General features: G+C 39.4%; 22 protein-coding genes and 2 pseudogenes. 6 read left to right on the forward strand and 18 right to left on the reverse strand.

Annotated elements, in window-relative coordinates:
- Nucleotides 1-208 precede the first annotated feature (208 nt).
- Together A6755_RS27670 and A6755_RS28280 are read left to right on the forward strand one after the other, a co-directional pair.
- Nucleotides 209-390 (forward strand): annotated as a pseudogene (locus A6755_RS27670) (transposase); the annotation flags it as partial.
- 23 nt (nucleotides 391-413) lie between these two features.
- Nucleotides 414-542: an aspartyl-phosphate phosphatase Spo0E family protein gene (locus tag A6755_RS28280; protein WP_377307357.1), complete on the forward strand. Its 129-nt coding sequence runs from the start codon at nucleotides 414-416 to the stop codon at nucleotides 540-542.
- 59 nt (nucleotides 543-601) lie between these two features.
- On the opposite strand, the gene A6755_RS16700 is transcribed toward A6755_RS28280, so the two are convergent.
- Both A6755_RS16700 and A6755_RS16705 read right to left on the reverse strand, forming a co-directional pair.
- The gene (locus tag A6755_RS16700; protein WP_063591378.1) at nucleotides 602-958 is read right to left on the reverse strand and encodes a hypothetical protein; all 357 of its coding nucleotides are present in this window, start codon (nucleotides 956-958) and stop codon (nucleotides 602-604) included.
- Nucleotides 959-2,040: 1,082 nt separating this feature from the next.
- Complete coding sequence (locus A6755_RS16705) at nucleotides 2,041-2,961, reverse strand: patatin-like phospholipase family protein (protein WP_034312754.1); 921 nt, start codon at nucleotides 2,959-2,961, stop codon at nucleotides 2,041-2,043.
- A gap of 247 nt (nucleotides 2,962-3,208) precedes the next feature.
- Here A6755_RS16705 and A6755_RS16710 point away from each other — a divergent pair, with 247 nt between their 5' ends.
- The gene (locus A6755_RS16710) at nucleotides 3,209-3,712 is read left to right on the forward strand and encodes a DinB family protein (protein ID WP_063591379.1); all 504 of its coding nucleotides are present in this window, start codon (nucleotides 3,209-3,211) and stop codon (nucleotides 3,710-3,712) included.
- A 171-nt stretch (nucleotides 3,713-3,883) separates the two neighbouring features.
- Here the strand turns inward: A6755_RS16710 and A6755_RS16715 are convergent, their stop codons facing one another.
- The 4 genes from A6755_RS16715 to A6755_RS16735 form a co-directional block, all read right to left on the reverse strand.
- The gene (locus A6755_RS16715; protein WP_063591380.1) at nucleotides 3,884-6,298 is read right to left on the reverse strand and encodes a heavy metal translocating P-type ATPase; all 2,415 of its coding nucleotides are present in this window, start codon (nucleotides 6,296-6,298) and stop codon (nucleotides 3,884-3,886) included.
- A 75-nt stretch (nucleotides 6,299-6,373) separates the two neighbouring features.
- Nucleotides 6,374-6,580: a copper chaperone CopZ gene (gene copZ / locus A6755_RS16720; protein WP_063591381.1), complete on the reverse strand. Its 207-nt coding sequence runs from the start codon at nucleotides 6,578-6,580 to the stop codon at nucleotides 6,374-6,376.
- A 16-nt stretch (nucleotides 6,581-6,596) separates the two neighbouring features.
- Nucleotides 6,597-6,935 carry a metal-sensitive transcriptional regulator gene (locus A6755_RS16725; RefSeq protein ID WP_231892270.1) on the reverse strand — a complete coding sequence of 113 codons (339 nt, stop codon included), beginning with the start codon at nucleotides 6,933-6,935 and terminating at the stop codon, nucleotides 6,597-6,599.
- Nucleotides 6,936-8,631: 1,696 nt separating this feature from the next.
- A complete protein-coding gene (locus A6755_RS16735; RefSeq protein ID WP_063591383.1) occupies nucleotides 8,632-9,528 on the reverse strand; it encodes a LysR family transcriptional regulator in 897 nt (298 codons plus the stop codon).
- A gap of 137 nt (nucleotides 9,529-9,665) precedes the next feature.
- On the opposite strand from A6755_RS16735, the gene A6755_RS16740 reads away from it, so the two are divergent.
- Together A6755_RS16740 and A6755_RS27125 are read left to right on the forward strand one after the other, a co-directional pair.
- Complete coding sequence (locus tag A6755_RS16740) at nucleotides 9,666-10,688, forward strand: YeiH family protein (protein ID WP_057276057.1); 1,023 nt, start codon at nucleotides 9,666-9,668, stop codon at nucleotides 10,686-10,688.
- 184 nt (nucleotides 10,689-10,872) lie between these two features.
- Nucleotides 10,873-11,049 carry a hypothetical protein gene (locus A6755_RS27125; protein WP_174878730.1) on the forward strand — a complete coding sequence of 59 codons (177 nt, stop codon included), beginning with the start codon at nucleotides 10,873-10,875 and terminating at the stop codon, nucleotides 11,047-11,049.
- 576 nt (nucleotides 11,050-11,625) lie between these two features.
- Here the strand turns inward: A6755_RS27125 and A6755_RS16745 are convergent.
- From A6755_RS16745 to A6755_RS26195, 8 genes and pseudogenes are all read right to left on the reverse strand, one after another.
- Entirely contained in the window at nucleotides 11,626-12,810 is a 1,185-nt protein-coding gene (locus A6755_RS16745) for an acetyl-CoA C-acetyltransferase (RefSeq protein ID WP_063591384.1), read from the reverse strand.
- A 216-nt stretch (nucleotides 12,811-13,026) separates the two neighbouring features.
- The gene (gene meaB / locus A6755_RS16750) at nucleotides 13,027-14,061 is read right to left on the reverse strand and encodes a methylmalonyl Co-A mutase-associated GTPase MeaB (RefSeq protein WP_063591385.1); all 1,035 of its coding nucleotides are present in this window, start codon (nucleotides 14,059-14,061) and stop codon (nucleotides 13,027-13,029) included.
- Nucleotides 14,062-16,242, reverse strand: coding sequence for a methylmalonyl-CoA mutase (gene scpA, locus A6755_RS16755; RefSeq protein WP_063591386.1), 2,181 nt, complete (start codon nucleotides 16,240-16,242; stop codon nucleotides 14,062-14,064).
- Nucleotides 16,239-18,335, reverse strand: coding sequence for a methylmalonyl-CoA mutase family protein (locus A6755_RS16760; protein WP_063591387.1), 2,097 nt, complete (start codon nucleotides 18,333-18,335; stop codon nucleotides 16,239-16,241). The genes scpA and A6755_RS16760 overlap by 4 nt, the downstream gene beginning before the upstream one ends.
- A gap of 143 nt (nucleotides 18,336-18,478) precedes the next feature.
- Complete coding sequence (locus A6755_RS16765) at nucleotides 18,479-20,029, reverse strand: acyl-CoA carboxylase subunit beta (RefSeq protein ID WP_063591388.1); 1,551 nt, start codon at nucleotides 20,027-20,029, stop codon at nucleotides 18,479-18,481.
- A gap of 38 nt (nucleotides 20,030-20,067) precedes the next feature.
- Nucleotides 20,068-20,559, reverse strand: a complete 492-nt coding sequence (accB, locus tag A6755_RS16770; protein WP_063591389.1) for an acetyl-CoA carboxylase biotin carboxyl carrier protein — start codon at nucleotides 20,557-20,559, stop codon at nucleotides 20,068-20,070.
- A 171-nt stretch (nucleotides 20,560-20,730) separates the two neighbouring features.
- A complete protein-coding gene (gene accC / locus A6755_RS16775) occupies nucleotides 20,731-22,089 on the reverse strand; it encodes an acetyl-CoA carboxylase biotin carboxylase subunit (RefSeq protein WP_063591390.1) in 1,359 nt (452 codons plus the stop codon).
- Between the two features lie 122 nt (nucleotides 22,090-22,211).
- Nucleotides 22,212-22,447, reverse strand: a pseudogene (locus A6755_RS26195) (FAD-binding protein); the annotation flags it as partial.
- A gap of 80 nt (nucleotides 22,448-22,527) precedes the next feature.
- Between A6755_RS26195 and A6755_RS27130 the strand changes: the two are divergent.
- Nucleotides 22,528-22,740 carry a hypothetical protein gene (locus tag A6755_RS27130; protein WP_174878731.1) on the forward strand — a complete coding sequence of 71 codons (213 nt, stop codon included), beginning with the start codon at nucleotides 22,528-22,530 and terminating at the stop codon, nucleotides 22,738-22,740.
- 202 nt (nucleotides 22,741-22,942) lie between these two features.
- On the opposite strand, the gene A6755_RS16780 is transcribed toward A6755_RS27130, so the two are convergent.
- From A6755_RS16780 to A6755_RS16795, 4 genes are all read right to left on the reverse strand, one after another.
- Nucleotides 22,943-24,085 carry an acyl-CoA dehydrogenase gene (locus A6755_RS16780; protein ID WP_063591391.1) on the reverse strand — a complete coding sequence of 381 codons (1,143 nt, stop codon included), beginning with the start codon at nucleotides 24,083-24,085 and terminating at the stop codon, nucleotides 22,943-22,945.
- A gap of 137 nt (nucleotides 24,086-24,222) precedes the next feature.
- Nucleotides 24,223-25,005 (reverse strand): SDR family NAD(P)-dependent oxidoreductase, encoded by a 783-nt coding sequence (locus A6755_RS16785; RefSeq protein WP_063591392.1) that lies wholly within the window; start codon nucleotides 25,003-25,005, stop codon nucleotides 24,223-24,225.
- Nucleotides 25,006-25,225: 220 nt separating this feature from the next.
- On the reverse strand, nucleotides 25,226-25,702 hold the full coding sequence (locus A6755_RS16790) for a 2,4'-dihydroxyacetophenone dioxygenase family protein (RefSeq protein WP_057276021.1): 477 nt from the start codon (nucleotides 25,700-25,702) through the stop codon (nucleotides 25,226-25,228).
- Between the two features lie 176 nt (nucleotides 25,703-25,878).
- Complete coding sequence (locus A6755_RS16795) at nucleotides 25,879-26,667, reverse strand: SDR family NAD(P)-dependent oxidoreductase (RefSeq protein WP_057276022.1); 789 nt, start codon at nucleotides 26,665-26,667, stop codon at nucleotides 25,879-25,881.
- Nucleotides 26,668-26,718 lie beyond the last annotated feature (51 nt).

The raw sequence follows: 26,718 nt of genomic DNA on the forward strand, positions 1-26,718 counted from the left end.
CGTTTATTGGAACGTAGGGCACTCGCTTCCGTGGGCGGTACGCCCTCGGCTCACTTGCGCCTGTGGGGCCTCCCTTGGACTCGATATTCCCGCAGGAGTCTCGCACACCCGCTCCAATCAACTATGTTTATAAATTTGGATAATACTCCTTTTGCCTACAGTCTTTTTTGTTTTAAAACAGAGTCTATTAAAACTTGAGATGATGAGTTTGCTTTCTAAACATGATTCTATTCAGCGAGATCAACTGGAATGATTAATTTAGAACCACTGGTGCCATCGAACCATTGAGTTCGTATAATGGAGACTGCCATTGATTTCTCTTTCATTTATGATTTAGTAAAAGATATGTATTCAGAGAAAGGACGCCCAAGTATTGATCCAGTTAGGCTTTGAGGGGATTTTCATTGAACAGTATGGGACTGCTACATAAAAAAATAGAGACAATGAGGAAAGAATTAATAAATACGGAATTGAAACATCGGATCACTTCACCAAAAACTTTACATATAAACCAGGAACTAGAAAAACTGTTGGGAAACTAGGAAATGAAACTGCTGTTTTTCCGTCGGGAAATTCCCAAATTTCATAAGTCTTGCGTTTTCTAAGCATTCATTTTCCTATATCTTACGGTCATATCAACGATTGTCAATAATAAAACAAACCATAACATTGGATTATTCAAAGAGATTCCTACAGTAGATTTTCCGCCCATTACCGTTAATACTCCTATTAGCACTAACATATAAAAAATAAGTACTGCTTCTCCAATTAATGAATTTTCACAATCTTTTTCAGTCTTTCGATTAATGACAATATAGACAACCGCTAATGAGACCACTCCAATTGTCAGTACAGTTTTAGGAATGTCTTTGAGAACGGGATGAGGAAAATAATCAAAAATCATAAGAAAAGAAAATAATAAAAAGATACCTATTCTCAATAATATTTTCAAATTCATCTTATTCCCCATTTCCTCGATTTATTATTTCCCAAACCAGTAATTGCATTGGAAATACTGAACTGATTTAGGTGATGTGTAATTACTTTTGCCATAATGAACCACTGTCGCATGATAATTTCTTTTCTTTTCTGCAGTGCTATAGGAACTTGATACCCAAGAACCCACGTAAGTTGGACTAATTTTGGACCAGCTATTTAACTTTACAAAAAAGCCAATTAGCGAATACATCATCTGTCAATTTTCGGGAATCTTTTTCATCATATATGCAAAAATTAGATTTTTGGCTTCATTTACACCGGTATTTTTGTAGGTTCTATAAATAGAAGCTATTTCAGTTTTTGTTGATCCACCTGAAATAGGTCCATATGCAGTTATACCACCAGAGTTAAGGCAAATATATTTTTCATAATATTCTATTCCCCTTCTAGTAGATTTTTTCTGAACATTATTCTTACATTTAAGAAATAAATTCTTTCATAGAAGGATGCTTTTTATGGAATGATCTAAGTAGAGGCTGAAGGCGGAGGCTGGAAACAATTCCGATTTCTATATCTGTTTATAAAATCCTCTCCTTTCTGCGATTAGGTATTATCTACCACTTTATATTAACATTTTCGTGAAAATATAACTATATTTATTTCATTTTTATAAAAATATATATAAAAAAAAGGGTCTGAAGAATCATTATTCAAATTATCGTTACCTCTTTTAAAAGCTGTGGGATTTTATGACTTCATTCAAACTTGGAATATGTCTCAGTCAAGATTTTTTTCGAAAGAAGTAGTTTTTTATGTTCGGTCAATTCTTTGACTGGTTCACATAGACGTCGTAAAAGATACTATTTATTATGTCATCTAATAATTTTTAAAGTCTCATTTCCTCATACATTTAAATGCTTTTATAATATTTGTTAAGCAATATCAAAATAATATATTATATTAATTTTTTTGATTGTAATTCCACTTATTGCTTTTAAATTAAACGATTGGTTCGTTCATTCAATAAGAAAAAGAGCCGTTGTAACAGCTCCTTGTCCCCTCTTTCCCCCTTTTGGACCGAATGATAGAGGAATGTTTCTCCTACTCTTTTTTGACTCTTTGCAAGCGTTTGGCCTTATATTGTTCAAAATCCCAATTCGACAAAAATTCTTTTGCAGAAGTATAGCCTGATTTATAGAGAAAGTTGATTTCTTCCTCATTCAGTTCAAAATCCGTTGCATTGATGCCGCCAATAGGAATTTGAATCGTGCGTTCAATCGTTTCTTCGTTCATATGTCGTAAATCATGGGCTTGGAGCATCGTTTTAAATATATTTTTGAAAAGGTGGATGGGCGTTGGGATAACCCCGCCTATGTTAACTTCATCTTTCACAAAATGGAATCCGAATGTTGGAAAACGAGGATTGTCGGTATCAAATATCCATATCGGGAAGTTACTAAGTAAACCACCATCTAAAATGTAGGATTTTTTCCGGTCTTTTGATTTCCAAATAACCGGACGGAAGAAAAATGGTAAGGAGGCACTCATCATAACAGCAGTTGAAACTTTTAAATCAGCAGGAGACATACCATAGCGGTCCAAATCATCTGGCAAAATAAGCATCTTTCCATTCGAAACATCAGAAGCAATGATCTTCAACTTTCCATCTGGAAGATCCGCGAATGTCTTTATCCCTTTTTCTGAAAGAAGTGAATCCACCCATGTCTCCAAATAATCGTTTTTGTAAATCCCAAGATGAACCATGAGTTCCAAAAAGAAGCCCAAAATGGGAATTCGATTCAGAATTGTCCTGCCTCGAATCTTTGAGTAATTGATTTCACTAAACTGTTTTCTAATTTCATGGCTTTTATAGCCACTAGCCAAAAGAGCAGCTATTATTGCTCCTGCTGATGTCCCAGCAAGTCTTTCCCATTCGACATTTTCCTCTTCCATTGCTTGAATTGCCCCAATAAAAGCAATTCCCCTGACCCCCCCACCTTCAAAAACAGCATCTGCTCTCATTTTTTTCCACCTCTCGATAAGAGTTACTACCATATTAACAACATTTGAAAATAAAGTGAATTTTCACACTCTTGGACTCTTTGATGGCAATCAAACGTAATAACAATAGTAGGATAGCATCTATTATCATGGTATGTAGAAAACGAAGCATTTGCATGGACAAATTATCAGATTAGGAAGCAGCTTTGATAAAGGAGTTCTTTAAATGATGTCGAAAAGGATATGTAACAATTAAAGGAGTGAAAAAATGGAAAATAATCGTGCCAAGAAAATGTATGATTACCACGTTTGGGCTAATCAGCAAGTGTTCCAAAAACTAAAACAATTACCGGAAGGAGTCTATGGAGACACGATAAAAAGTGTCTTTCCATCCATCAAAGAAGTTCTAGTTCACCTTTACGCAACAGATATTACCTGGTTGGAGATAATGAAAGGAAGCACAGTTCAAGAAACTTTTAAGAAAGTTGAACAGCGTCGGAAAGAAGTGGAAGGAATCACATTATATGAACTGGAATCCTCATATGATGAACTTGCAAAGGATTACGACAATTTCCTTACTTCGCAGCCTGATCTTGAACGGACGATTGTTACCGAACATCCGAAAATGGGGGCTTGTGAGTTTGTACTTGCCGACCTCATCCATCATGTAGTGAATCATGGGACCTATCATCGCGGTAATGTATCAGCGATGCTCCATCAACAAGGCGAAAATGGCACACCTACAGATTATGTTTTTTACTGTTTAAAATAAGCGGTTTGACAACCTATAAGAGTGGCAGTAACATGCCGCTCATTCCAGATGAAAGCCGATGATCCTCTTGCCAAGGAAACATCGGCTTTCATCTGGATGATTATAATTCATACGCCCGTAGAATGGTATATGCAGTCAGTACAACTGCCTTCTATATATGCTACATGACCTTTAAAGTTTTATCCGTTGAAGGCGAAGTGCATTCAATACGACTGACACTGAACTGAAGGCCATGGCAGCACCCGCTAACCACGGGGCAAGCAGTCCGATTGCCGCAATTGGTATTCCGATTACATTATAGGCAAAAGCCCAGAATAGGTTTTGTTTGATGTTTTTCATCGTCTTCCTGCTCATGAGGATGGCATCTGCAATACTGTTCAAATCACCCCGGATCAAAGTGATATCGGCAGCTTCCATGGCTATGTCCGTCCCGGTTCCTATTGCCATTCCTATATCGGCTAGTGCCAGCGCGGGCGCATCATTTATCCCATCGCCGACCATTGCCACTGTTTTACCGGCGGCCTGCAGTTTTTTCACTTCTTCCGCTTTCCCTTCAGGTAGGACTTCTGCGATTACATGGTCAATGCCAACTTGATGTCCGATGGCATTTGCTGTTCTTTGATTATCCCCGGTTATCATGATGACCTGGATATCCATTGCTTTTAACCTTTTAATCGCCGTTAGCGAGCTTTCTTTTATCGTATCCACAACAGCGATGAGTCCGGCATATTCCCCTTCAATGCTAGCGAGCATTGCAGTCTTCCCTTGCTCTTCAAATTCTTCCATCGCTGTTAGCGCCTTAGTGATATCCACGTTATTTTGCTTCATCAATTTACGGGTTCCGATGAGCATCACTTTTTGATCCGCCACAGCTCTAATCCCGTATCCAGGCATCGCTTCAAATTCCTCAACAGCTGCAAGTGAAATCTGTCTTGCTTGAATTCCTTGAACGATTGATTGAGCAAGAGGGTGTTCAGATTGTTTTTCAGCTGCACCGATTAATGATAAAAACTGTTCTTCCTCCATACCATTCTCAATGAGGACATCTGTCAACACAGGGGTACCATTCGTTACCGTTCCCGTTTTATCCAAGATGACCGTATCGATATGGTGGGTGGTTTCCAGATGTTCCCCGCCTTTAAATAAGATCCCGAATTCGGCAGCTCTTCCAGACCCTGCCATGATAGAGGTGGGAGTGGCTAGGCCTAAAGCACATGGGCACGCTATGACTAGCACTGCAATCATCGCTTCAAAAGCAGGTGTGAATTCTCCCGGGTTAACCCAAATCATCCAAACCAGAAAAGTTAAAAGAGCGATTCCGACAACAATGGGAACGAAAACACCGGAAATTTGGTCAGCAAGCCGTTGAATCGGCGCTTTCGAACCTTGAGCATCTTCGACGACTTTAATGATTTGGGAAAGAGCTGTATCCCTTCCTATTTTAGTCGCTTTCATTTTGAGAAACCCATTCTTATTCAATGTTGAACCGATAACAGTATCCCCGTTTGTTTTATCGACCGGGATGCTCTCACCCGTTAACATGGATTCATCGACGGCAGAGTTCCCTTCGATTACCTTGCCATCGACAGGGATCTTTTCACCCGGCTTCACCAAAATCGTATCCCCTACGATGACTTCTTCAAGTGGTATTTCCCGTTCTTCCCCATTTCTTAGAACTAATGCCGTTTTGGCCTGAAGCCCCATCAATTTTTTGATGGCCTCGGAAGAACGTCCTTTTGCTTTTGCTTCAAACAGCTTCCCCAATAGAATGAGGGTGATAAGAATCGAACTTGTTTCGAAATAAAGTTGTGCCGTATTGTGATGGGAACCCATCGAGATGATCGCCTGATAAACACTGTAAAAATAGGCAGCGGATGTTCCCATCGCGACTAATACATCCATATTGGCACTTTTATTTCTCAAGGCTTTATAAGCTCCAACATAGAACTGCTTTCCAATCAAAAATTGAACGGGGGTTGCGAATGCCATCTGCACCCAAGGATTCATGAGGAAATCAGGCATATAGATAAACGAAGTAAAACTAAAATGGCTTACCATCGCCCATAACAATGGAAAAGATAAAATGACCGAAAAGATGAATGTATTCTTTTGTTTTTGTATTTCTTTTTGACGGAAATTCACGGATTCCACTTTATCTTCCTTGATGATCGCCCCATACCCCAGCTTCTCCACACGTTGAATGATGTCAATTGGGGAAGCTTGGGAAGGATCATATTCGACGGTCGCATTTTCAAGCGCTAGATTGACATTAGCCATGCTCACCCCATCCATCTTATTTAACCCTTTTTCTATTCGGTTAGCACAGGCAGCACAGGTCATGCCAGTAATCGTAAATTCCTTTTTCTCTTTTACTACAGCATAGCCAAGATCTTGAATTTTCTTTTCAAAGTCCTGGTTGCTTACTATTTCCGAATCATATTTAATAACCGATTTCTCAAGTGCCAAATTAACGGTGGCTTCCTCAACGCCTTCCATTTTGTTTAACCCTTTTTCAATTCGGTTTGCACAGGCAGCGCAAGTCATTCCAGAAATCTGTAAACTTGTTTCTTTTATTTGGCTGCTCACTTCATCCCGCCTCCCTATACCACTATGGGGTATATTTCTTTGTAAAAAAGAAGTGCTTAACAGCACTCTCATAACTTACTCGACATCGTAGCCTTGATCATCGATTGTTTCTTTTATTTTCTCAAGTGATACTTTTTCCTTGTCAAACGCTACATCTACTTTTCCTGCATCCAAATGCACTTTTACGCTTTCAACACCTGCAAGTTTGGCTACATTCCCTTCAACTTCATTCACACAATGACCACAAGACATTCCACTAACATTCAATGTTACATTTTCCATCTTATCCACTGCTCCTTTATTTTTTCATTAATTTTTGTATCGTTACAAGCACTTCATCTATAACCTCTGTATCCCCTTCATTCAGGCGTTCCACCACACAATTCCTTAGATGGCCTTCCAATAAAATCTTGGCTACACTATTCATCGCGCTTTGTGTTGCTGCTATTTGGGTGATCACATCATCACAGTACGTATCTTTTTCAATAAGACCCTTTATACCGCGAATTTGACCTTCAATTCGATTTAACCTGGTCGTTAAGTTCTTTTTTACTGCTTCTGAGTGATGACTCTTTCGGCCGTGGGAAGAGGTCGTACAGCATTCTTCTTCATTCACCGCATCTTGCCCATTCATCATTTCATCCATTGCCCATCCCTCCTCAAAAAATAATATACCATACCCTCCTACCCTATGCAAAGAAAAAGATTTATGTGCATCATTTATTACTATCCGTAATTTAATATTTTCTATTCTTAAGCTCAGAGCCTGCTCCCTATCTGCCAAGTCTCGCAGGGGCTCGGCTAGCCAGTCATTTCGGTAGGAGTGTCGCAAATTTCTTCAATCTCTGTGTGGTATCATCCATAAGAAAAGTAATACAAGTTTGTTTTAAAGTTAGGATTGAGACCATATCCGAATCGCCTGTATGTAGACGATTTAGAAGAAAAGCAAATTTCCTGGGAGTTCTTATTCAAAAAACGTTTCAGTTAATTGAAACAGGTGTACGAGACTCCTTCAAAGGAAGCCCTAATTATTTTTTAATGAAGCATGGCTAGTTGACCTGATTTTTCCAATTTGGATAGAGTGTATTTTAGCGTAATATCATCTACGATATTAAGGGAAACTCCTTTCCCTGTAATAAAAATAGGTGCAATGACTAGTTGAAATTCATCAATCAAATTTTCTTTAAGTTCCCTCCACCAATTAACCATATATCTTTAACAGGCTTTTTCTATATTTTTCAAATAAAGATTTTGACATCTTCATTAATAAATGAAGCATATTCATCTGATCCACTAACAGATTTAGAAAATATGATTTTTATAACCATTATAAGGATAATCCATACCAAATCCACGAATGACATCATAAGTTCCTTTTCCCATAACAACGGTGTCTATTCTTTCGAGGATTGAATTGTAGCCCGAATCTCCTTCTACTTCTGTTGATCCTAACCACTCTAATATACCATCCTCATTTGAAATATAGCCATCAATCGAAGTCCAATGTATAATATAATGTTACGCTGTATTTACATTAACCAACTGATTCCCCGTCGGAACATGACCTTAATATTTCTTCATATAAAACATCTTGTTATGCCTTTAATACTTCCTCAGTTGAGATACCAATGTAACAAGATTATCTTACTAAAATTGATTCTCCTTCTTTCACAAGCCTGCGTTGTTAGTTGAAGAAGAAGGCTATTTTCACATACTTTGTTGCTATTTACCAGGTAGTGAGTTGTGGTTGATTTCCCCTCCAGATGCTCGCTTTCCGCGGGGCGGGCGGTGAGCCTCCTCGGCGTAAACGCCTGTGGGGTCTCACCTGTCCCGCTGCTCCCGCAGGAGTCTCGCACTTCCGCTCCAATCAACCTTAAATAGTTTCGTTTTAAAAACAACAATCTTTACAAAAGAGCCAAGAAGAAAAAGGAATTTCATTCGACTATCATTAATGAATTATATCAACCCAAGAATGGACTTTTTTGGCAGTTCCTAAACGCTGAGCAGGATTTTTCCTATGTTTCACCAGACTTGCAGATGTTCTAATTGTTTTAAGGATTATAGTAGCCATTTAAGCATACTTAGGATTAAAATTCACAAATATATATATGATTTTCCATCTCCTTTGGTTGTTACTACAGAACTTTCTAATACTGAAAATTTCGTCCAGTTTCCAGGTGTCAGGATTATAGGTTATTTATTCTTACTCATAGCAACCCTCAGTCCATTCTCATTCTACCTATTGAAACATAAAAAAAACCGGATAAGGGACACTTTTTTATGTGTGTCCCTTATCCGGGGTTTTTATATTTTTGTTAATATATCAAATAGATCTATTGCAATAATTGGTTCTTTAGATATTTTTCTATTAATTCAATAAATAAGTTCATAGATTTCGTATGCAATTCCTCAGATTCTGTTATAACTGAAAAATTTCTTTTTATCGGTGTCCCTTTTACATTTAATACTTGAATGGTACCAAGCATTCTTTCTTTTTTTACAGTAAGTTCAGATAAGTAACTAATGCCAAGCCCGGCTTCAACTGCTTCTTTTATAAGTTGTGTGCTGCCGAACTCCATTAGCTTGGAAGGACGTATTTGTAAAGATTGAAATAATGTTTCTGTTGCCTCTCTTGTACCAGAACCTTCTTCTCGGACAATCCAATTCTCTTGTTCCACCTGTCTCCGTGTAACTTCCTTATTGAAATAAATTGGATATTTCCCCCCTGCCACGATATACATTTTGTCGGTGGAAACCGATTTTATATATATATTTCGAAGAGAAATTTCCCCCTCTACAATTCCTACATCAATCTCATGACTTATGATTGCCTTGGCTATATCCCTTGTGTTGCCAATCTGTACCGAAGGGAAGATATTAGGAAATAGGTTTTTCATTCTTGCAAGTATATGTGGTAATACATACTCTCCAAAGGTATAGCTCGCACCAATTTTTAATGGTCCTGTTGGCTCGTTATTTAATTCATTAACTAACATTGACATTCGTTTATATAAACCTGTTATTTCTTTAGCATGTAAATAGACTATTTCTCCTGCTTTAGTTAGCTGGACAGATTTGTTGGTTCGCAGAAGTAATTTTGCCCCTACATGTTTTTCCAACTGTTGAATTTGCTGGCTGACTGCAGGCTGAGTCAAATGAAGCTCTTCCGCTGCTCTGGAAAAGTTTCTTTTATCAGCTACAGATATAAATACAGATAATAGTTGATCCATATGTTCCCTTCCTCACCATCGCATTTACTTATTATAACTATAATAATCATTTATTTTCCTTATTGTAAAACATTAGTTACGATAAATTATAAATAATCCAAATAAGGAGTTGAAAAAGATTGGAACAAAAAGCGTTAATAACTCCCAGTCCAAATAAGCAAAAAAAAGCGGCAAAAAAGCTAAATGTTAATTTGATTTCTGGAATTGGTTTTACATTGATCATAGCGGTGTTAGGTTTTATTTTGGCAGCGTTGCCAGGTCTAAATCATATTGGTCCTCTCGCGTGTGCCATTTTACTAGCTGTGGTTTATAGACAGATTTTTGGATATCCACAAAAATTACGTACTGGTATTCAATTTTCATCAAAAATACTATTGAGATTTGCCATCATACTTTATGGTTTAAAGCTTAACATGATTGTGATATTTCATCAGGGTTTTCCCCTATTGCTAAGAGGGACAATAACGATCATTTTTTCAATTGCTGTTCTTATGATCATTGCAAAATGGCTGAAGGCAGATTTTAATCTTTCATTATTATTAAGCGTCGGCACAGGCATTTGTGGTGCGGCTGCCATCGCCGCCGTATCGCCAATTATAAAAGCAAAAGATGAAGATACGGCTATGGGAGTAGGCATCATCGCATTAGTCGGCACAGTGTTTTCAATAATCTATACGTTAATATATCCTTTTTTATCAATTGGTCCTATGAACTACGGAAATTGGGTTGGAATCAGCCTGCACGAGATAGGCCATGTTGCACTAGCTGCTGCCCCGGCAGGACAGGATGCTCTTGCTCACGCATTACTTGCCAAACTTACACGAGTATTCCTATTAATTCCGGTTTGCTTTATCCTCATGCTTTGGATGAAAAAGAAAGGAAAAATAGAAGGGGAGGCAAGATTCGAGTTTCCATGGTTTTTAATTGGCTTTATCGTTATGAGTTTTGTGGGAAGCTATATCATTGGTAATAAGGTAATGGTATCACAAAAATTGATGTCTTATATTTCAGACTTCACATCATTTATGTTAACAATGTCAATGACTGGCTTAGGATTAAATATTTGCCTGAATGAATTACGTACCAAAGCAATACGTCCACTTATTGCCATTATTATTACATCAGTTCTTTTATCATCGCTAACGTATATTAGTCTTTAACAAAGAATAAAAGTGTAATTTTACCCACTGCAATACATATAGGACCTTCATGAATATTTCAAACCAAATATTTTTTTCTTTTTTTAACTCATTATAGTTGCATGGATCATAGCAAAATCGTAATTTTCCTTGTTGAAATTTTGAATAATATCTGTACGTTAATCTGATAAAAAAGGAGATGACTATGAGTATGATTGATAACCCATTGTATAAAGAGAATGATGAAACCTCTGTAGAGTCAGTTGAAGGTGAAGCTGCTATCAACTCTCCTAATGGGCGATCCGACGCCCCTCCAATAGCTCAGTCAAAAGATCCTGAATTCGATCTTTTCGGCACAGGATTAAATGGGTATCCGTTTTAATTTAAAACCCATTATTAGTAAGGCAAGATTCAGACAACTCACTATAGATCCAAATTTTTAAGTATATATATAAGTAAGGCTACTCAGGACGAGTTGTTATCTTATGTGAAATATTTCCAAAAAACAGTTAAATGTGATATATATCTGATGAGTTTTTATATGATTTTAAAGAGTCTTATCCATACTTGTATGACACCCTTTCAGTTGCGTGAATAAAATAAAACGAGGTGATGGTTATGAATAGTTTACAGCTACAATTCATACATAAATTTTTTGGAGCAGCCTCAAAATTCGCAGATGAAAGGATAATGAGATTCTATATTTCTAACAGGTCATATTTGCAACAGGATCCTTTGAATAATAGTATGCCTACACGATTAAAGGACCATCTCAGATGGTCCTTTAGTTCAATATTCAAATTTCATGATTTAGACTTACATTATTTTTACAACTAGTTTTAGGCTATTAGTTCATTCCGCATTTATTACTTTTGATTGAACTGTAAGTGGTTAAACAAGAATAAAAAATGTACCGCCAGCAAGTTTGTAAGTTTTTATAGCGCTTTTGTCGTAATGTTCATAGAGCCTCAATGATTACTGAGATTCCTTGTCCTCCTCCAATACAGAGGGAGGCTAGTCCATACCTCTTTCCTCGATTCCTTAACTCTAGGGCCAATGAATATATAATTCTAGCTCCACTAGCCCCGACTGGATGACCTAATGCGATTGCTCCACCATTGACATTAACTTTTTCCCGTTTCAATCCAAGCTCTCTCTCTACTGCAAGATACTGGGCAGAGAATGCTTCATTGATTTCAAACAAATCGATATCTTCAATATTGAGTCCTGCTTTCCGTAAAGCTAATTGACTAGCAGGAACTGGCCCAATGCCCATAATATTTGGGTCTACCCCCACAATCCCCCAGGATATGATTCTTGCCAATGGCTTCACATTGAGATTAGTTTGAAGCAAGGATTCACTTCCAAGTATTAAGGCAGCTGCCCCATCATTAATACCACTGGCATTACCTGCCGTTACGGTCCCATCCTTTTTAAAGGCTGGTTTCAGTTTCGCTAAGGCTTCAATTGAAGCATTATGGCGAATATGCTCATCTTCAAAAATGGTTATTTCCTTTCCTTTTTTGGTGAATATCGTGACAGGGGAAATCTCTTGTTGAAATCGCCCCGTCAGTTGGGCCTTTGCTGATTTTTGATGTGATTGGACAGCCAAACTATCTTGATCGTCTCGGGTCAGTTCATATTTTTCAGCAAGAGTTTCCGCTGTTGCTCCCATCCCACGCCCTATATATTCATCGCTTAAAGTCGCCCAAAGCATGTCGTCCATTTGTGGAGACTGTATACCCGTACCAAAGCGCACATCTCGTAATACGTGCGGAGATTGGCTCATATTTTCGGTTCCTAGGGCTAGGGCGACTTCAGCATCCTTTAAAATGATCGACTGAGCTGCCGATACGACCGCTTGCAATCCAGAACCGCATAATCGATTGAGAGTTAAAGCGGGGCTCTCAATTGGAATCCCAGCTTTCAAAGCAATATGCCTAGATAGATAGGAGGCATTTTTCGAAGTATGTATCACATTCCCTGCAAAAACATGCTCAACCTCTTCAACTGAAATATTACTTTTTTCAATGGCTCCCTTACTTGCGATAACTCCAAGATCAATGGCAGAAACATCCTTTAAAACCCCTCCAAAACTCCCGAATGGCGTCCTGGCTCCACCTAAAATATAAACATGACTCATATATTCATTCTCCTTTATTGAAAGTTGTTTGATTCGATTTGATGGACGGAAAACATCTTTTCCATTACTTCATTTTACCTTCTAATTTTATACCGTTATTAGGGACATCATATTAATCAACGGTATATTGTATTTTAAATGTTCCGTCAATTAACATTAACGTCAAAATAAATGTTGCAGGAGTACAATTGTTTGCGTACCCATTCCTTCTTTTTCCTAGCCATTTTCATCATAAATGTTGAATAATTGTTGGACTGCGAGTGTGGGAGAAGTATGGCCGTTAATAAGCAATCCTTCCATTTTAGTCATGTTTTTTTTCATCGATGGATTACCATAAAATCTCGCCTTTAATTGGTCTTCTATCATAGAATGAACCCAGTCAATCATTTGTTCTTTTCTTCTTATTCCAAAGAATCCATTCCTACTGGTAACTTGTTTATATTTCTGAATGACCTTCCAAATCTGAGATACGCCTTCCCCTGTTAAGGCAGACACAGTAAATGCTTTGGTTTCCCAACCCTTGGTAATTGGCTGTAAGAAATGAAGGAGGCGATTGTATTCCACCTTTGCATTCATGGCAGCTTGTTTGTTTTCGCCATCCGCTTTATTAATGAAAATAGCATCAGCTAATTCCATCACCCCTTTTTTCATTCCTTGTAGCTCATCCCCTGCACCAGTCAGCATAATAACTAGGAAAAAATCCACCATGGACCGGACGGTAATTTCACTTTGGCCGACTCCGACGGTTTCGACGATTATTACGTCATACCCTGCTGCCTCACAAATTAGAAGGGTTTCACGGCTTTTTCTGGTGACCCCTCCTAAAGTCCCGCTTGACGGTGACGGTCGAACATATGCATGTGGGTGGCGAGAAAGATGTTCCATTCTTGTTTTGTCACCTAGAATACTTCCTCTAAATACACTGCTAGTTGGGTCAACGGCTAAAACCGCTACACGGTGATTTTGCTCACAGAGCGTTATACCAAAGGATTCAATTAACGTGCTCTTACCAGCCCCAGGAACGCCTGTAAAGCCGATTCGAATTGATTTCCCTGTATATGGAATCAGTTCTTTCAGCACTTTTTGTGCCATTTCCATGTGTTTAGGTAAATTACTTTCAACTAAGGTGATCGCTTGAGCAATAATTGTACGATTTCCATTCATCACACCCTGCACATAATCATCAACCGTAAGGTGGATTCGTCTTGACGGTAAGAGTTGTTTGGATTGAATGCTTTCTTTTTCTGTCATTTAAGTATCCAATCCGAGGCGACGATTTAATTCTTCTATCACCTGTTGCGCGGCAGTCGGGATAATCGTTCCTGGTCCAAATATGGCAACTGCTCCTTTTTCTAATAAGTAACTGTAATCTTGAGCAGGAATAACACCGCCAATCACGACGGCGATATCTTCACGGCCAAAACGCTTCAGCTCTTCCACGACTTGAGGAAGTAATGTTTTATGACCAGCAGCAAGAGAGCTCATCCCTAGAACATGCACATCATTTTCCACGGCCTGTAAGGCTGCCTCCTTTGGGGTTTGGAATAAGGGACCAATATCAACATCAAAACCAAGGTCTGCAAATGCAGTCGAAATCACTTTAGCTCCACGGTCATGTCCGTCCTGGCCCATCTTGGCAATCATAATTCGAGGGCGTCGGCCTTCATTCTCTTCAAATTGATCGGACATTTCACGGGCAATTTTCACTTGTTCCTCTTCCCCAAACTCTGCACTGTACACTCCGCTAATCGTACGAATTACTGCTTTATGTCTCCCTACCACTTGTTCGTATGCATTTGAAATTTCGCCCAGGCTCGCTCTAGCGCGAGCTGCATTTACCGCTAGCTCTAAAAGGTTTCCATCTCCAGTTTCAGCGGCTTTTGTGATCGCTTGAAGTGCTGCTTCTACCTTTGCTTTATCTCTTTCTGCCCGGAGCTGCTCTAAGCGGCGAATTTGCGCTTCACGGACAGCAGTATTATCAATATCTAATATCTCAAGCGGATCCTCTTTTTCTAAACGGTATTTATTCACTCCAATGATCGATTCTTTACCAGAATCAATATGCGCTTGTCTTCTAGCAGCCGCTTCTTCAATTCTCATCTTTGGCAGGCCCGTTTCTATGGCTTTTGCCATTCCGCCAAGTGCTTCGATTTCTTCAATATGTTCCCAGGCTTTTTCAAGTAATTCAGCCGTAAGTGACTCCACATAATAGGAGCCGCCCCATGGGTCTAATACGTTGGTTATCCCCGTTTCATCCTGAAGGTATAATTGGGTATTTCGAGCTATTCGGGCAGAAAAATCGGTCGGTAAGGCAATCGCCTCATCCAGTGCGTTCGTATGAAGGGATTGTGTATGACCAAGAACAGCAGCCATCGCTTCAATACATGTACGCGAAACATTATTGAATGGGTCTTGCTCTGTTAAGCTCCATCCAGATGTTTGCGAATGGGTTCGAAGTGCTAACGACTTTTCATTTTTCGGGTAAAACCTTTTCATTAGCTTCGCCCAAATTAAACGAGCTGCGCGCATTTTAGCCACTTCCATATAGTAATTCATTCCGATTGCCCAGAAGAAGGAAAGACGTGGAGCAAATCGATCAATATCAATCCCTGCTTTTAAACCCGTTTTGACATACTCTAATCCATCTGCAAGGGTATAGCCCAACTCTATATCGGCCGTAGCTCCCGCTTCTTGCATATGATAACCGGAGATGCTAATTGAATTAAATTTCGGCATATACTTGGATGTGTATTCAAAGATATCTGCTATAATTTTCATAGACGGTTCTGGAGGATAAATGTACGTATTACGAACCATATATTCTTTTAATATATCATTTTGTATTGTTCCAGAAAGCTTCTCTTGGGGTACTCCTTGTTCTTCAGCTGCCACGATGTAAAAAGCCATGATTGGCAGGACAGCTCCGTTCATCGTCATTGAAACAGACATTTGGTCTAATGGAATTCCATCAAACAAAATCTTCATTTCTAGTATGGAATCAACGGCAACGCCGGCTTTACCCACATCGCCAACGACTCTAGGATGATCCGAATCATACCCACGATGTGTAGCTAAATCAAAGGCGATCGAAAGCCCTTTTTGTCCTGCAGCTAAGTTTCTGCGGTAAAACGCATTACTTTCTTCTGCCGTAGAAAAGCCAGCATATTGACGAACCGTCCAAGGTTGTGATTTATACATAGCTAGGTAGGGACCTCGAAAGAATGGTGCGATCCCTGCCATATAATCCAAATGATTCATTCCTATTGTGTCCATATTTGTGTAAAGAGGTTTAACATCAATTTTTTCATACGTCGGAAAAGCCAAATTATCAAAATGCATACCAGAAAGTTTCTCGGCATGTTTACTCCACTCGCTAAATTCTCCTTCTATTTCATCTGTATATGCTACTTGGGTAAAATCTGGTTTTGTCATGAAACAGCCACTCCTTTCTTCTGTAGAAGTTGACTTAAAATGTCATAGCAATTGGAGCCAACATGAACAAATTCAGTTATTCCAGCCTCTTTAAAACTGACTTCATCTACTTCGCTAGGCTTTCCTGCTAATAATACGGTTATTTGTGCATCTGTTTTTTTAATAGACATTGCAAGTGGAATGGCAGCTTGTTGATAGTCTTCATCTTTTCCACAAATGATTACAAAATCAGCCATGGACGCAACGACTGCCTCGGCTGCTTCTTTTATAGAACCAAATCCATTGTTTTGAATAACATCGAAACCACCTACTTCAAAAAATCCTGCAGCAAAATCTGCTCGCACTTTATGATCTGAAATAGGTCCTAAGTTTGCTAGAAATATAATCGGTCGTTTTCCAGTTTTCTGTGCCATTTCATCAATGGATTGACGAAGTTCTTCAAACTGAAGTGCACCTCTGGTTGGCTTGATTGCTTTAACACAAACCACAGCTTCTGACTTCCTACCTGTTGCTTTGGCTATTTCACCTAACGATGCACCTTGTTTTGCTGCTTGGATCGCGGTCTCTGTTTTATTTGAGCTTTCGGATAAACTTCCTACCGATATATGTGCTCGGCCAAATACTTGATTAATATGATCATTAATTTGTGGCGCTTCATTTAACGCTATCCAATCTACCTCTTTTTCTGCCAAATTCACATACATATTGGTGCCAACGAAAATATCTTTTCGGTGAGCGATGTTCCTCACTCGCTTTGAAGCTGTTTGTTGAACCACATTTTGTGGGAATTCTTTTATTAATGTCTGGATAATCCCACCTTTTCGCTCTGTTTCCTGGAAAAGTTCCCATGCCTTTTTGGCCACCTCATTTGTCAGTACTTCTACGTACCAAGAGCCACCGGCTGGATCGATTGTCCTCGCAATATGGGCTTCTTCTTTTAAAATAATGGAGGCATTCCGTGCAATTCGTCGCGAAAAAGCGGTGGACTTTTGAATCGCTTCATCAAAGCAACTAACATGAATGCTGTCAGCTCCACCGACTGCTGCAGAAAATGCTTCTGTTGTAGCACGCAGCATATTCACATAGGGATCAAAAACAGTTTTTGTCCATGCTGATGTTCGTGCATGCATCGTCATCTTCTGGGCTTCTTCATTCCCACCGAACGTTTCTACAATTCTGGCCCAAAGAGTTCTTGCGGCCCGAAGTTTGGCAATTTCCATAAAATAAGCGGAGCCGATTGAGAACGAAAAACGGATACTGCTGGCGGCTTTATTTATATCAATTCCTTGGGAAGTTAATGCTTGTAAATATTCGACACCTGTTGATAATGAAAAAGCTAATTCTTCAACCGCACTGCTTCCACCGTCATGATAGACATTTCCATGAATTATAACTGTTTGTAAATGGGGGGTATTCTCATTTGCCCATTTTGTTATGTCGGCCATCAATGTATAACATTCTTCCAACTCGTAAGCCAATGTTCCATTTTTCACCAGTTCTACGACTGGATCCATTCCTATACACCCATGTAATTCCTCCACTTGTCGACCGGACTGTTCTAGATGAGCGATAATCAAAGCAAGGATTGGCAATGAATTTGCCCCAGCACCTATGTGAATAGGCACATTTCCAAAGTCAATATCTTTTAGTGCATCGGCTATATCGGTTACCCCTGAAATCGATAGTCCTGCTTTCCCTACTTCTGAAGTAGCTTCACTCGCATTTATTCCTCGTTTCGTTGGTGTATCAAGGACAATATTTAATGAGGTTTGACCCTTGCTAAGGTCATGCCGTGCTACTTTATTAAAAAAAGTGGGAATTCCTACATTGATTTCCTGATTGATTTCCCATCCATCTATAAGCGTTTTAGTGCCACGAGTAAAAGGAGCCATATCTGGCAAAGACTGCAGAAAGGGAAGATTGGCGGCATCCTCCTTTCGATACACCGGCTGAAGTAAAATTCCTTCATATGTTTCTGTAATGAGTCTTTTTTCAAAAGAAGCTCCTTTTAAAGATTTTTCTGTTAGGTCACGCCACTGTTCATAACTTGGGATCTCAAATTCTGAAAATTGGTCCACTAATTTTTTATCCATTTTAAGTTGCGGTAAGCATCAATCACCATGCTATCGCTCTCTCCCTTCTAAACCATTTAACGGTAGGCGTTATTTTCATTTGTCGTCTTTACACGTTTTTCTTCTATTAATATAGGTAGTTCATAACCTATTAAAGAAAAGATTTATAAAGGGATATTTCCATGCCTTTTCTTAGGTAATGCTTTCTTCTTGTTTTTTAGCATTTCCAATGCACTAGCGATACTTTTTCTCGTATCCCTCGGGTCAATTACATCATCAACAATGCCATTTGCTGATGCGACGTAAGGATTGGCAAAGCGTTCGCGATATTCATTTATTTTTTCTTGCCTAAAGGCCTCCGGATCTATACTTTCACTAATCTCTTTTGCAAAAATGATATTGGCCGCTCCAGCTGGTCCCATAACCGCAATTTCTGCATTAGGCCAAGCAAATACTAAGTCTGCCCCGATTGCTTTACTGTTTAAGGCAACGTAAGCCCCACCATATGCTTTTCGAAGAATCACGGTAATTTTGGGAACAATAGCTTCCGAATAGGCATATAAAATTTTCGCTCCATGCCGGATTATCCCGCCATGCTCTTGTTGAATTCCTGGGATAAACCCACTCACGTCTTCAAATGTAATTAGCGGAATCTTAAAGCAATCACAGAATCGGATAAAGCGAGCACATTTGTCAGATGAATCAATATCAAGCCCACCAGCCATCATCTTCGGATTATTTGCGATAATACCGACTGTATCGCCGTTTATACGGCCAAAGCCAACGACAATGTTTTTAGCGAATTTCGGCTGAACTTCCATGAAATTTTGATCATCGACAATTAAATGAATCACCTTACGCACGTCATAAACCTTCGTTCCATCAATCGGGACAACATCAAGTAGTTCATCGATTCTTTCATCTAAAGGAATTTTATTTACTGGCTCTTTGTAAGGTGGCTTTTCTTCATAGTTTGATGGGAAGTAGCCAATTAATCTCCTGACTTGGTTTAATACATCTTCTTCTGTTGGTCCAGTAAAATGGGCATTTCCACTTATTGTGGAATGAACGGACGCGCCACCTAGATCCTCACTATTAATTTTTGCTCCCGTTACCGACTCAATTACCTTTGGACCTGTAATAAACATTTGACTTGTTTTTTCTACCATGAAAACGAAATCTGTAATCGCAGGAGAATAAACAGCCCCCCCGGCACAGGGTCCCATAATCACGGATATTTGTGGGATTACGCCTGAATAAATGGAGTTTCGATAGAAAATGTGTCCATATCCGTCTAGTGATAAAACACCTTCTTGAATTCGTGCTCCACCTGAGTCATTTAACCCGACTATAGGTGCTCCATTTTCTGCTGCTAAATCCATGATTTTGGCAATCTTCGTCGCATGCATTTCGCCAAGTGCTCCACCGAAAACAGTAAAATCTTGAGCAAAAAGGAAAATGATGCACCCACCAACCTTACCGTATCCTGTAACAACCCCTTCTCCAGGAGCCTCACTTGATCCATATTCAAGGCCGCGATTTTCTATGAATGGGTTTATTTCAACAAATGTTCCTTCATCCACTAATATTTCGATACGTTCTCTAGCAGTAAGCTTCCCGCGTTCATGCTGGGCATCAATCCGTGTATAACCGCCCCCCAGCTTCACTTTTTCCCGTCGCTCTTCCATGATCTCGATTTTATCGAACATATCCATGCTGTGAGTCCTCTCCTATCATGTTTAAATTTTATTGCTTATGCTGTTTTTACGAGGAACAAGGGCTGACCATATTCAACAACCTGGCCGCTTTCTACAAAGATTTCAACAATTTCACCACTAACTTCCGCTTCCAGCTCATTCATAAGCTTCATGGCTTCCACGATACATAGTACTGTGTCTTCCTTTATTTGATCTCCCACTCGTACATAGACATCAGAATCAGGTGATGGAGCCGCATAAAATGTTCCCACCATTGGGGAAGTAATTTTATGAACCGATGTTTCCTCAGTAGTTGTCGATGGTGTTTGTATTCCTTCCTGCTTTTGAATGGGGGCGGCTTCCACTTTCACAGGTGCAACAGGAATAGTCGCTGGGACTTGTGTTTCTTCGATAAGCGCTACTTGTCCGACATTCATTTGTTTACTAATCGATATTTGCTGCTCATTTTCACCTTTAATCGTTAATTCTCCAATTGAAGAACGGTCCACTGCCCGAATTAATTCTTTAATGTCATTCATTTTAAACATAATAAAAACTCCTTCTATAATTTATTTTCTGTTATTTTTTCTTACTCATTTCAGATTTCTCAGTCCCGCTTATCCGGTCATTCTCATCAACAATTCCCATAAATTGTTTTTCCACCATTACCTCTTCTCTTTACTAAATAATCTAGTGCAACTGAATACTTCAAATCACCACTAGTTACTTAGTTGAACCGTTAAATCATTCATCTCTAAAAATTTCGTGTTAAAATTACCAGCTTTAAAATCCCGATGTTCTAATAAGCGAAGGTGGAAAGCGATTGTTGTATCAATTCCTTCAATGACGAACTCGCTTAAGGCTCGCTTCATCCTTGCAATTGCTTCTTCCCGATTCTTTCCATGTACGATTAATTTGGCAATCATCGAATCATAAAATGGTGAGATCGTATATTCTGGATAAACTGCGCTATCGACTCGGATTCCAAATCCACCTGGAGGTAGGTATAATCGAATTTTCCCAGGGGATGGCATAAAGTTTTTATCAGGATTTTCGGCATTAATCCGGCATTCGATGGCCCAACCATTTATATGAATATCTTCTTGTTTGACAGATAGCTTATGACCTGAGGCAACTAGCAATTGTTCTTTGATTAAGTCTACTCCTGTTATAAGTTCTGTAACTGGGTGTTCAACTTGAATACGGGTATTCATTTCCATAAAGTAAAAGTTTTTATGTTTATCTAGTAAAAATTCAATCGTCCCTGCACCTGAATATTGTACGGCCTTCGCGGCTTTTAATGCCGCCTCTCCCATTTTCGTTCTTAGTTCTTCATCAAGTGCAAGGGATGGGGCTTCTTCAATTAGCTTTTGATGGCGCCTCTGGATTGAGCAATCACGTTCACCTAAATGCACGACATTGCCAAAGGAATCACCCATAATTTGGATTTCGATGTGTCGAGGCTCTTCAATGTACTTTTCTAAATAAACACCTGCATTACCAAAAGCAGTAGCTGCTTCTTGCTGTGCCATTGAAATTGCTTTTTTTAATTCTTCCTCGCATTCAGCGACCCGCATCCCTTTTCCACCACCACCAGCAGTGGCTTTAACAATAACGGGATACCCGATACTTCTTGCTATAAACTCAGCTTCCTCAATATCTTCAATAATCCCATCCGTACCTGGAACAATTGGTACGCCAGCGGCTTCCATCGTTTCTCTCGCCACCGCTTTCGCCCCCATCTTACTGATTGCCTCAGGTGATGGTCCAATAAAAATGATATCGTTTTCAATACATATATTGGCAAACTCCGCACTTTCTGCTAAAAATCCGTAGCCAGGATGGATAGCATCTGCAAGTGATACTTGAGCAACCATTAACAAATTTGTCATATTCAAGTAGCTCTTGGATGAAAGGTGTGGTCCAATGCAATAGGCTTCATCTGCTAGACGTACATGCAAAGCTTCACGATCTGCTTCAGAATATACAGCGACCGTAGATATCCCCATTTCCTTACACGCCCTAATGACACGGACAGCAATTTCTCCTCGATTAGCAATAAGAACCTTTTTAAACATATCCAATTTCCTTTCCAAAAGTTTATTATTGTCTATCAATCACTCCATTTGATAGTAGATTTATTATTGAGAAGTGATGCACTTATTAATCAGGAGTAATACATGTTTTATTCCGGATCTGTTTAAGAGTTTACTAGTACTTTTTTAATTTCTTTCGTTAGAAGCTGGATCACCTCAAATAAATCCCCCAATACCCCAGTCTACTACTTGAAAGATAGGGCTTCGGGATCTTTGTTAAAGCAACAACTTTAGAGTAAGACACCCCGGCTAAATGCTGAGTGGCACCTGAAATTCCGCAAGCAATGTACAAATCAGGGTTTACGACTTTTCCCTTCTGTCCGATTTGAAGTGAATAATCTCATTATTCAGCACCTGCAAATCCGCCAATTCCTGAAGCGGTTGTGTTCCATCAATTCGGGTCGGCAACGAGCTATTAGATTGGATTTACAAAATCGCTTCATCAAAACCGCTTCAAAAATTCCAGAGACTTTTATGTCACCTTCACTGTTTTTCGTCTGTACTTCACCCACATTATCAGCCCCTTTTCTCTACCTCTTTGCCAACAAACCTCCATTTTCTCTTGAAAGCCATAACCGCCATGGTAATAATGATTTTAAAAAGAAAGTGAGCGGAACAGGAATACCATCATAACCAGAACCCTTTACTGACTCCAAGCTGTAGAAAAATGGGTTATCAGCCCCCTATTGCAATCATCAATTCTTTTATTTTTCCTTTTCCCACTGTCACGCTGTAAGGCTCTAACTCGCGCACAAGTAAATCTTTCACGTTTGCAAGCCCATTCGCCGGTTTTTAATTGATTACCATTCCTGATTTCGTTAATGTTGAGTTTTTTCTATGTTTTAAGCAGATTTCCGGCAATAACAAGACGCTGAATCTCTTGTGTCCCTTCATAGATCTGGGTGATTTTAGCATCTCTCATATATCGTTCTACTGGGTATTCCCTTGTGTATCCATATCCGCCGAATACTTGAACAGCCTCCACCGCTACTTCCATGGCGGTGTCTCCAGCAAATAGTTTGGACATGGCAGAGTGAAGTCCGTAAGGAACTCCTTGATCCTCACGCCATGCCGCCTGATATGTCAATAAACGGGCAGCTTCGATTTTTGTGGCCATATCGGCTAGTTTGAATTGAATAGCCTGAAGTGAGCTAATCGGTTTTCCAAATTGGACGCGATCCTTTGCAAATGCGACAGCATTATCAAATGCTCCTTGAGCGATTCCAACAGCTTGGGAAGCGATTCCGTTCCGACCGCCGTCGAGAGTCATCATGGCAATCTGGAACCCTTCACCCACTTGGCCCAAAAGATTGTCCTTTGGAATGCGGCAGTCCTCAAAAATGACCTCTGTCGTGGCGGAAGATCGAATGCCTAGCTTTTTTTCCTTCTTTCCTACCGAGAAACCTGTGAAGCCCTTTTCCACAATAAACGCAGAAATGCCTTTATGCTTTAGTGCCGAGTTGGTCTGTGCGAAAACGATATAAGTGTCGGCATAGCCCCCGTTGGTGATAAAGATCTTCGATCCATTCAAGACCCATTCATCTCCGTCTAGAATCGCTGTTGTTCTCATTCCACTCGCATCTGATCCGGATCCAGATTCCGTCAAGCAATAGGCACCCATGTTTTTTCCTTCTGCCATTGCCCGTAAATATTTTTGCTTTTGATGTTCCGTTCCAAACTTGTAAACCGGCCATCCTGCTAACGATGTATGTGCGGAAAGTGCGGTCCCAATTGAAGCGTCCACCCGAGACAATTCCTCCACCGCAATCACATAACTCAAGTAATCGGCACCTGCACCGCCGTACTCTTCTGGCCAAGGAATGCCGCATAAACCAAGTTCCGCCATCTTGTGCCAAATCTTGATATCAAAGTATTCCTCTTCATCACGTTGAGCAGCAGTAGGTTCACATTCGTTTAGAGCAAACTCTCTCACCATTTTTTGCATCATCTGATGTTCCTTAGATAATAAAAAATTCATTATTAGCCCCCTTTTTTGATTTTATTATTCCAAACATGATAACTTTTGAAAAACTTTGTAAGCCATTTGCCATCGTAAGTCTAAAGATAATACTTTTTAAAACTCCAACCCTTTCTAGGATAGAGCTTTAATGTTGTTTACACTTTTTGTTCGATAAGCTTCCGGGAATAGATGGTTACCCATTTCCTTGGCAGCAATCCCACAGATTTAGCCATGAGTTTATTTTTAAAGCCTGGAATGATCACAGTTTTATTCTTCATTAACCCTTCATATCCGCACTTGGCAACAACTTGAGGTTCTATTAAGTTCTTAATGAAAATTTTTGTTCTTGTTGAAGCCAACCCTTGCGTAAGCGGCGTTTTGGTTGAAGGGGGACATAATACAGAAGCTTGAACTCCGGTTCCTTTAAGTTCTTCCGCAATTGCTTCCGTAAAGAATAAGACGTAAGATTTGCTGGCCCCATACATCGACATCCGTGGGGTTGGCTGAAAGGCTGCTGTTGAAGCCACGTTTAAAATTTTACCTTGCTTTCGTTTCACCATGTCATCCGCAATAAGTCTAGTCAAATACGAGAGAGAGATCATGTTGAGCTGCAGGTATTCCATTTCTTTTTGAATATCCAATTCCGTCATCAACCCTAATCCGCCAGCTCCAGCATTATTAATCAAAATATCAATGTCGATTCCTTCGCTTTTCAAGTATCGATACAAGCCCTCTACCGTTGTATAACTGCTCAAATCGCCGGCAAAAGTATTCACTTGCACGCCATAATCCTTTTTTAAACTCTCGGCTTGTTGGTCCAACAACACCGAATCTCTGGCAACTAATACCAAGTTGTAACATTGCTCTGCAAAAACTTTTGTGAATTCATATCCAATCCCTTTTGTAGCACCAGTAATCAAAACCGTCTCTGCTGTCATTATCATTATTCCTCCTAACAGCATTATCTGTTAAATCAGAATATTGGAAATTTTTAAATATTATTATGTTAATGATTATACTTATAAGTTTTAATTAAATAAAATTAAAAATATTAATGTATAAATTATTATTATTAATATTTAAAGAAAAAACCTAGAAAAGGAGAAGCCTCTTCGTCATGTGGACGCCGGGCTTCTCCTTTTTTTATAAATCCAACTATCAAAATTTAGTCACATCAATAGGTTCAATTGCTTCAGCCGCGCAATGTTCATAGTATCTTCTCAGGAATGTTTCCCAATTGTCTCTGGCAACAATTTCTCCTTCTTCACCCAAATAGTCTAATGTTCCTTCTACAATATTGAAGGTGATAACATCTTCATCCCCTACTGCTATCGGCGTATGTTTGGAGCCTGCAGGCTCATAAACCATGTCACCAGGTTTGGAGATCCAAGGCTCCTCGAGATATCTCCAAGTCCCTTGGACGGTATAAACAATGACTGTTCCAGGATGGAAATGGGCCGGAAGCTGCATTTTCGCAGGAACACTTAATAACGTAACCGTCTGTCCTGTAACAGGGTTGGCTTTTAGCAATTTAAATTTCGCATCTCCAAAATATGGAATCCAAGGCAATTCATCTACGCTAACATTACCTGCATGAAATACTTCTACTTCTTTTACATCTTTTAAATTACTCACTTAAAATCCCCTCTTTCAATTAATATTTATTAAATTCGCTTATTGTTTTCGCTTTCATTAACAAGCAAATTAAATAGCCCAAGATTATTGAATTCAGTATATTCATAATTGCCAATTAAGTAAAATCGTTATTTTTTAATCGCAATTAAGTATGGTTAATTTAAGCAACCAAATGTTTACTTAGCCCCAAGTCCACCATCAAGAGTCAAAATATGTCCAGTACAATAATCAGATGCTGCTGAAGCAAAGTATAGGAGTGCACCTACCAAATCATTGTCACTGCCTAATCTTCTAACAGGAACTTGTGAGGCAATGAAAGGACCTGCTTTGTGTACAAGTGTTCCCGGTATTTCTGGGTTATTCATTCCTGTAGTGAAAACTCCAGGGGCAATTGAATTTACATACACCCCATGCCGGCCCCACTTAACTGCTAGATCCTTCGTTAAAGTCATGACTGCACCCTTACTGGTTGTATATCCAACAGAATCCACAGCTTCCGGGTCAACTCCTTTAAAGCCGATACTAGAAGAAATATTAATGATTTTACCGTATTCGTTATTAATCATATGTTTTCCAACTGCCTGACACATCAAGAATGTTCCTGTCACATTTGTATCCAGCATAGCTTGCCATTGTTCTATAGGCATATCAGTAGCAGGAGACTCAAAAACTGTTCCGCTGTTGTTGACTAAAATTTCGATTTTCCCAAAATGAGAAATCGCTTTCTCTACACCTTGAACGACAGATTCCCGATCCGTGACATCCAATGATAGACCAAGTCCCTGTCTTCCTAACGCCTCAATTTCCTTTACAACTGCTTCGCAAACCTCTAAACGCCGTGAACATACAACAACGTTTGCTCCGGCTTCTGCCAACGCCAGTGCCATTACACGACCTAACCCGCTGCCGCCTCCGGTCACGATTGCTGTCTTACCATTTAAATCAAACAATTGGTTCAATGACATTCTAGTTCTCCTCCTGTTTTTTTGAATATTCAAAGATTTTAAAATATTATT

The sequence above is a fragment of the Peribacillus frigoritolerans genome (assembly GCF_001636405.1).
Classification (GTDB): Bacteria; Bacillota; Bacilli; order Bacillales; family DSM-1321; genus Peribacillus; species Peribacillus frigoritolerans.

Bases quoted from the DNA above. Each gene is read 5' to 3' on its own strand.
- A6755_RS28280 (WP_377307357.1), top strand. From the start codon at position 414: ATGGGACTGCTACATAAAAAAATAGAGACAATGAGGAAAGAATTAATA.
- A6755_RS16700 (WP_063591378.1), bottom strand. From the start codon at position 958: ATGAATTTGAAAATATTATTGAGAATAGGTATCTTTTTATTATTTTCT.
- A6755_RS16705 (WP_034312754.1), bottom strand. From the start codon at position 2,961: ATGAGAGCAGATGCTGTTTTTGAAGGTGGGGGGGTCAGGGGAATTGCT.
- A6755_RS16710 (WP_063591379.1), top strand. From the start codon at position 3,209: ATGGAAAATAATCGTGCCAAGAAAATGTATGATTACCACGTTTGGGCT.
- copZ (WP_063591381.1), bottom strand. From the start codon at position 6,580: ATGGAAAATGTAACATTGAATGTTAGTGGAATGTCTTGTGGTCATTGT.
- A6755_RS16725 (WP_231892270.1), bottom strand. From the start codon at position 6,935: ATGATGAATGGGCAAGATGCGGTGAATGAAGAAGAATGCTGTACGACC.
- A6755_RS16735 (WP_063591383.1), bottom strand. From the start codon at position 9,528: ATGGATCAACTATTATCTGTATTTATATCTGTAGCTGATAAAAGAAAC.
- A6755_RS27125 (WP_174878730.1), top strand. From the start codon at position 10,873: ATGAGTATGATTGATAACCCATTGTATAAAGAGAATGATGAAACCTCT.
- A6755_RS16745 (WP_063591384.1), bottom strand. From the start codon at position 12,810: ATGAGTCATGTTTATATTTTAGGTGGAGCCAGGACGCCATTCGGGAGT.
- meaB (WP_063591385.1), bottom strand. From the start codon at position 14,061: ATGACAGAAAAAGAAAGCATTCAATCCAAACAACTCTTACCGTCAAGA.
- scpA (WP_063591386.1), bottom strand. From the start codon at position 16,242: ATGACAAAACCAGATTTTACCCAAGTAGCATATACAGATGAAATAGAA.
- A6755_RS16760 (WP_063591387.1), bottom strand. From the start codon at position 18,335: ATGGATAAAAAATTAGTGGACCAATTTTCAGAATTTGAGATCCCAAGT.
- A6755_RS16765 (WP_063591388.1), bottom strand. From the start codon at position 20,029: ATGGATATGTTCGATAAAATCGAGATCATGGAAGAGCGACGGGAAAAA.
- accB (WP_063591389.1), bottom strand. From the start codon at position 20,559: ATGTTTAAAATGAATGACATTAAAGAATTAATTCGGGCAGTGGACCGT.
- accC (WP_063591390.1), bottom strand. From the start codon at position 22,089: ATGTTTAAAAAGGTTCTTATTGCTAATCGAGGAGAAATTGCTGTCCGT.
- A6755_RS16780 (WP_063591391.1), bottom strand. From the start codon at position 24,085: ATGAATTTTTTATTATCTAAGGAACATCAGATGATGCAAAAAATGGTG.
- A6755_RS16785 (WP_063591392.1), bottom strand. From the start codon at position 25,005: ATGACAGCAGAGACGGTTTTGATTACTGGTGCTACAAAAGGGATTGGA.
- A6755_RS16795 (WP_057276022.1), bottom strand. From the start codon at position 26,667: ATGTCATTGAACCAATTGTTTGATTTAAATGGTAAGACAGCAATCGTG.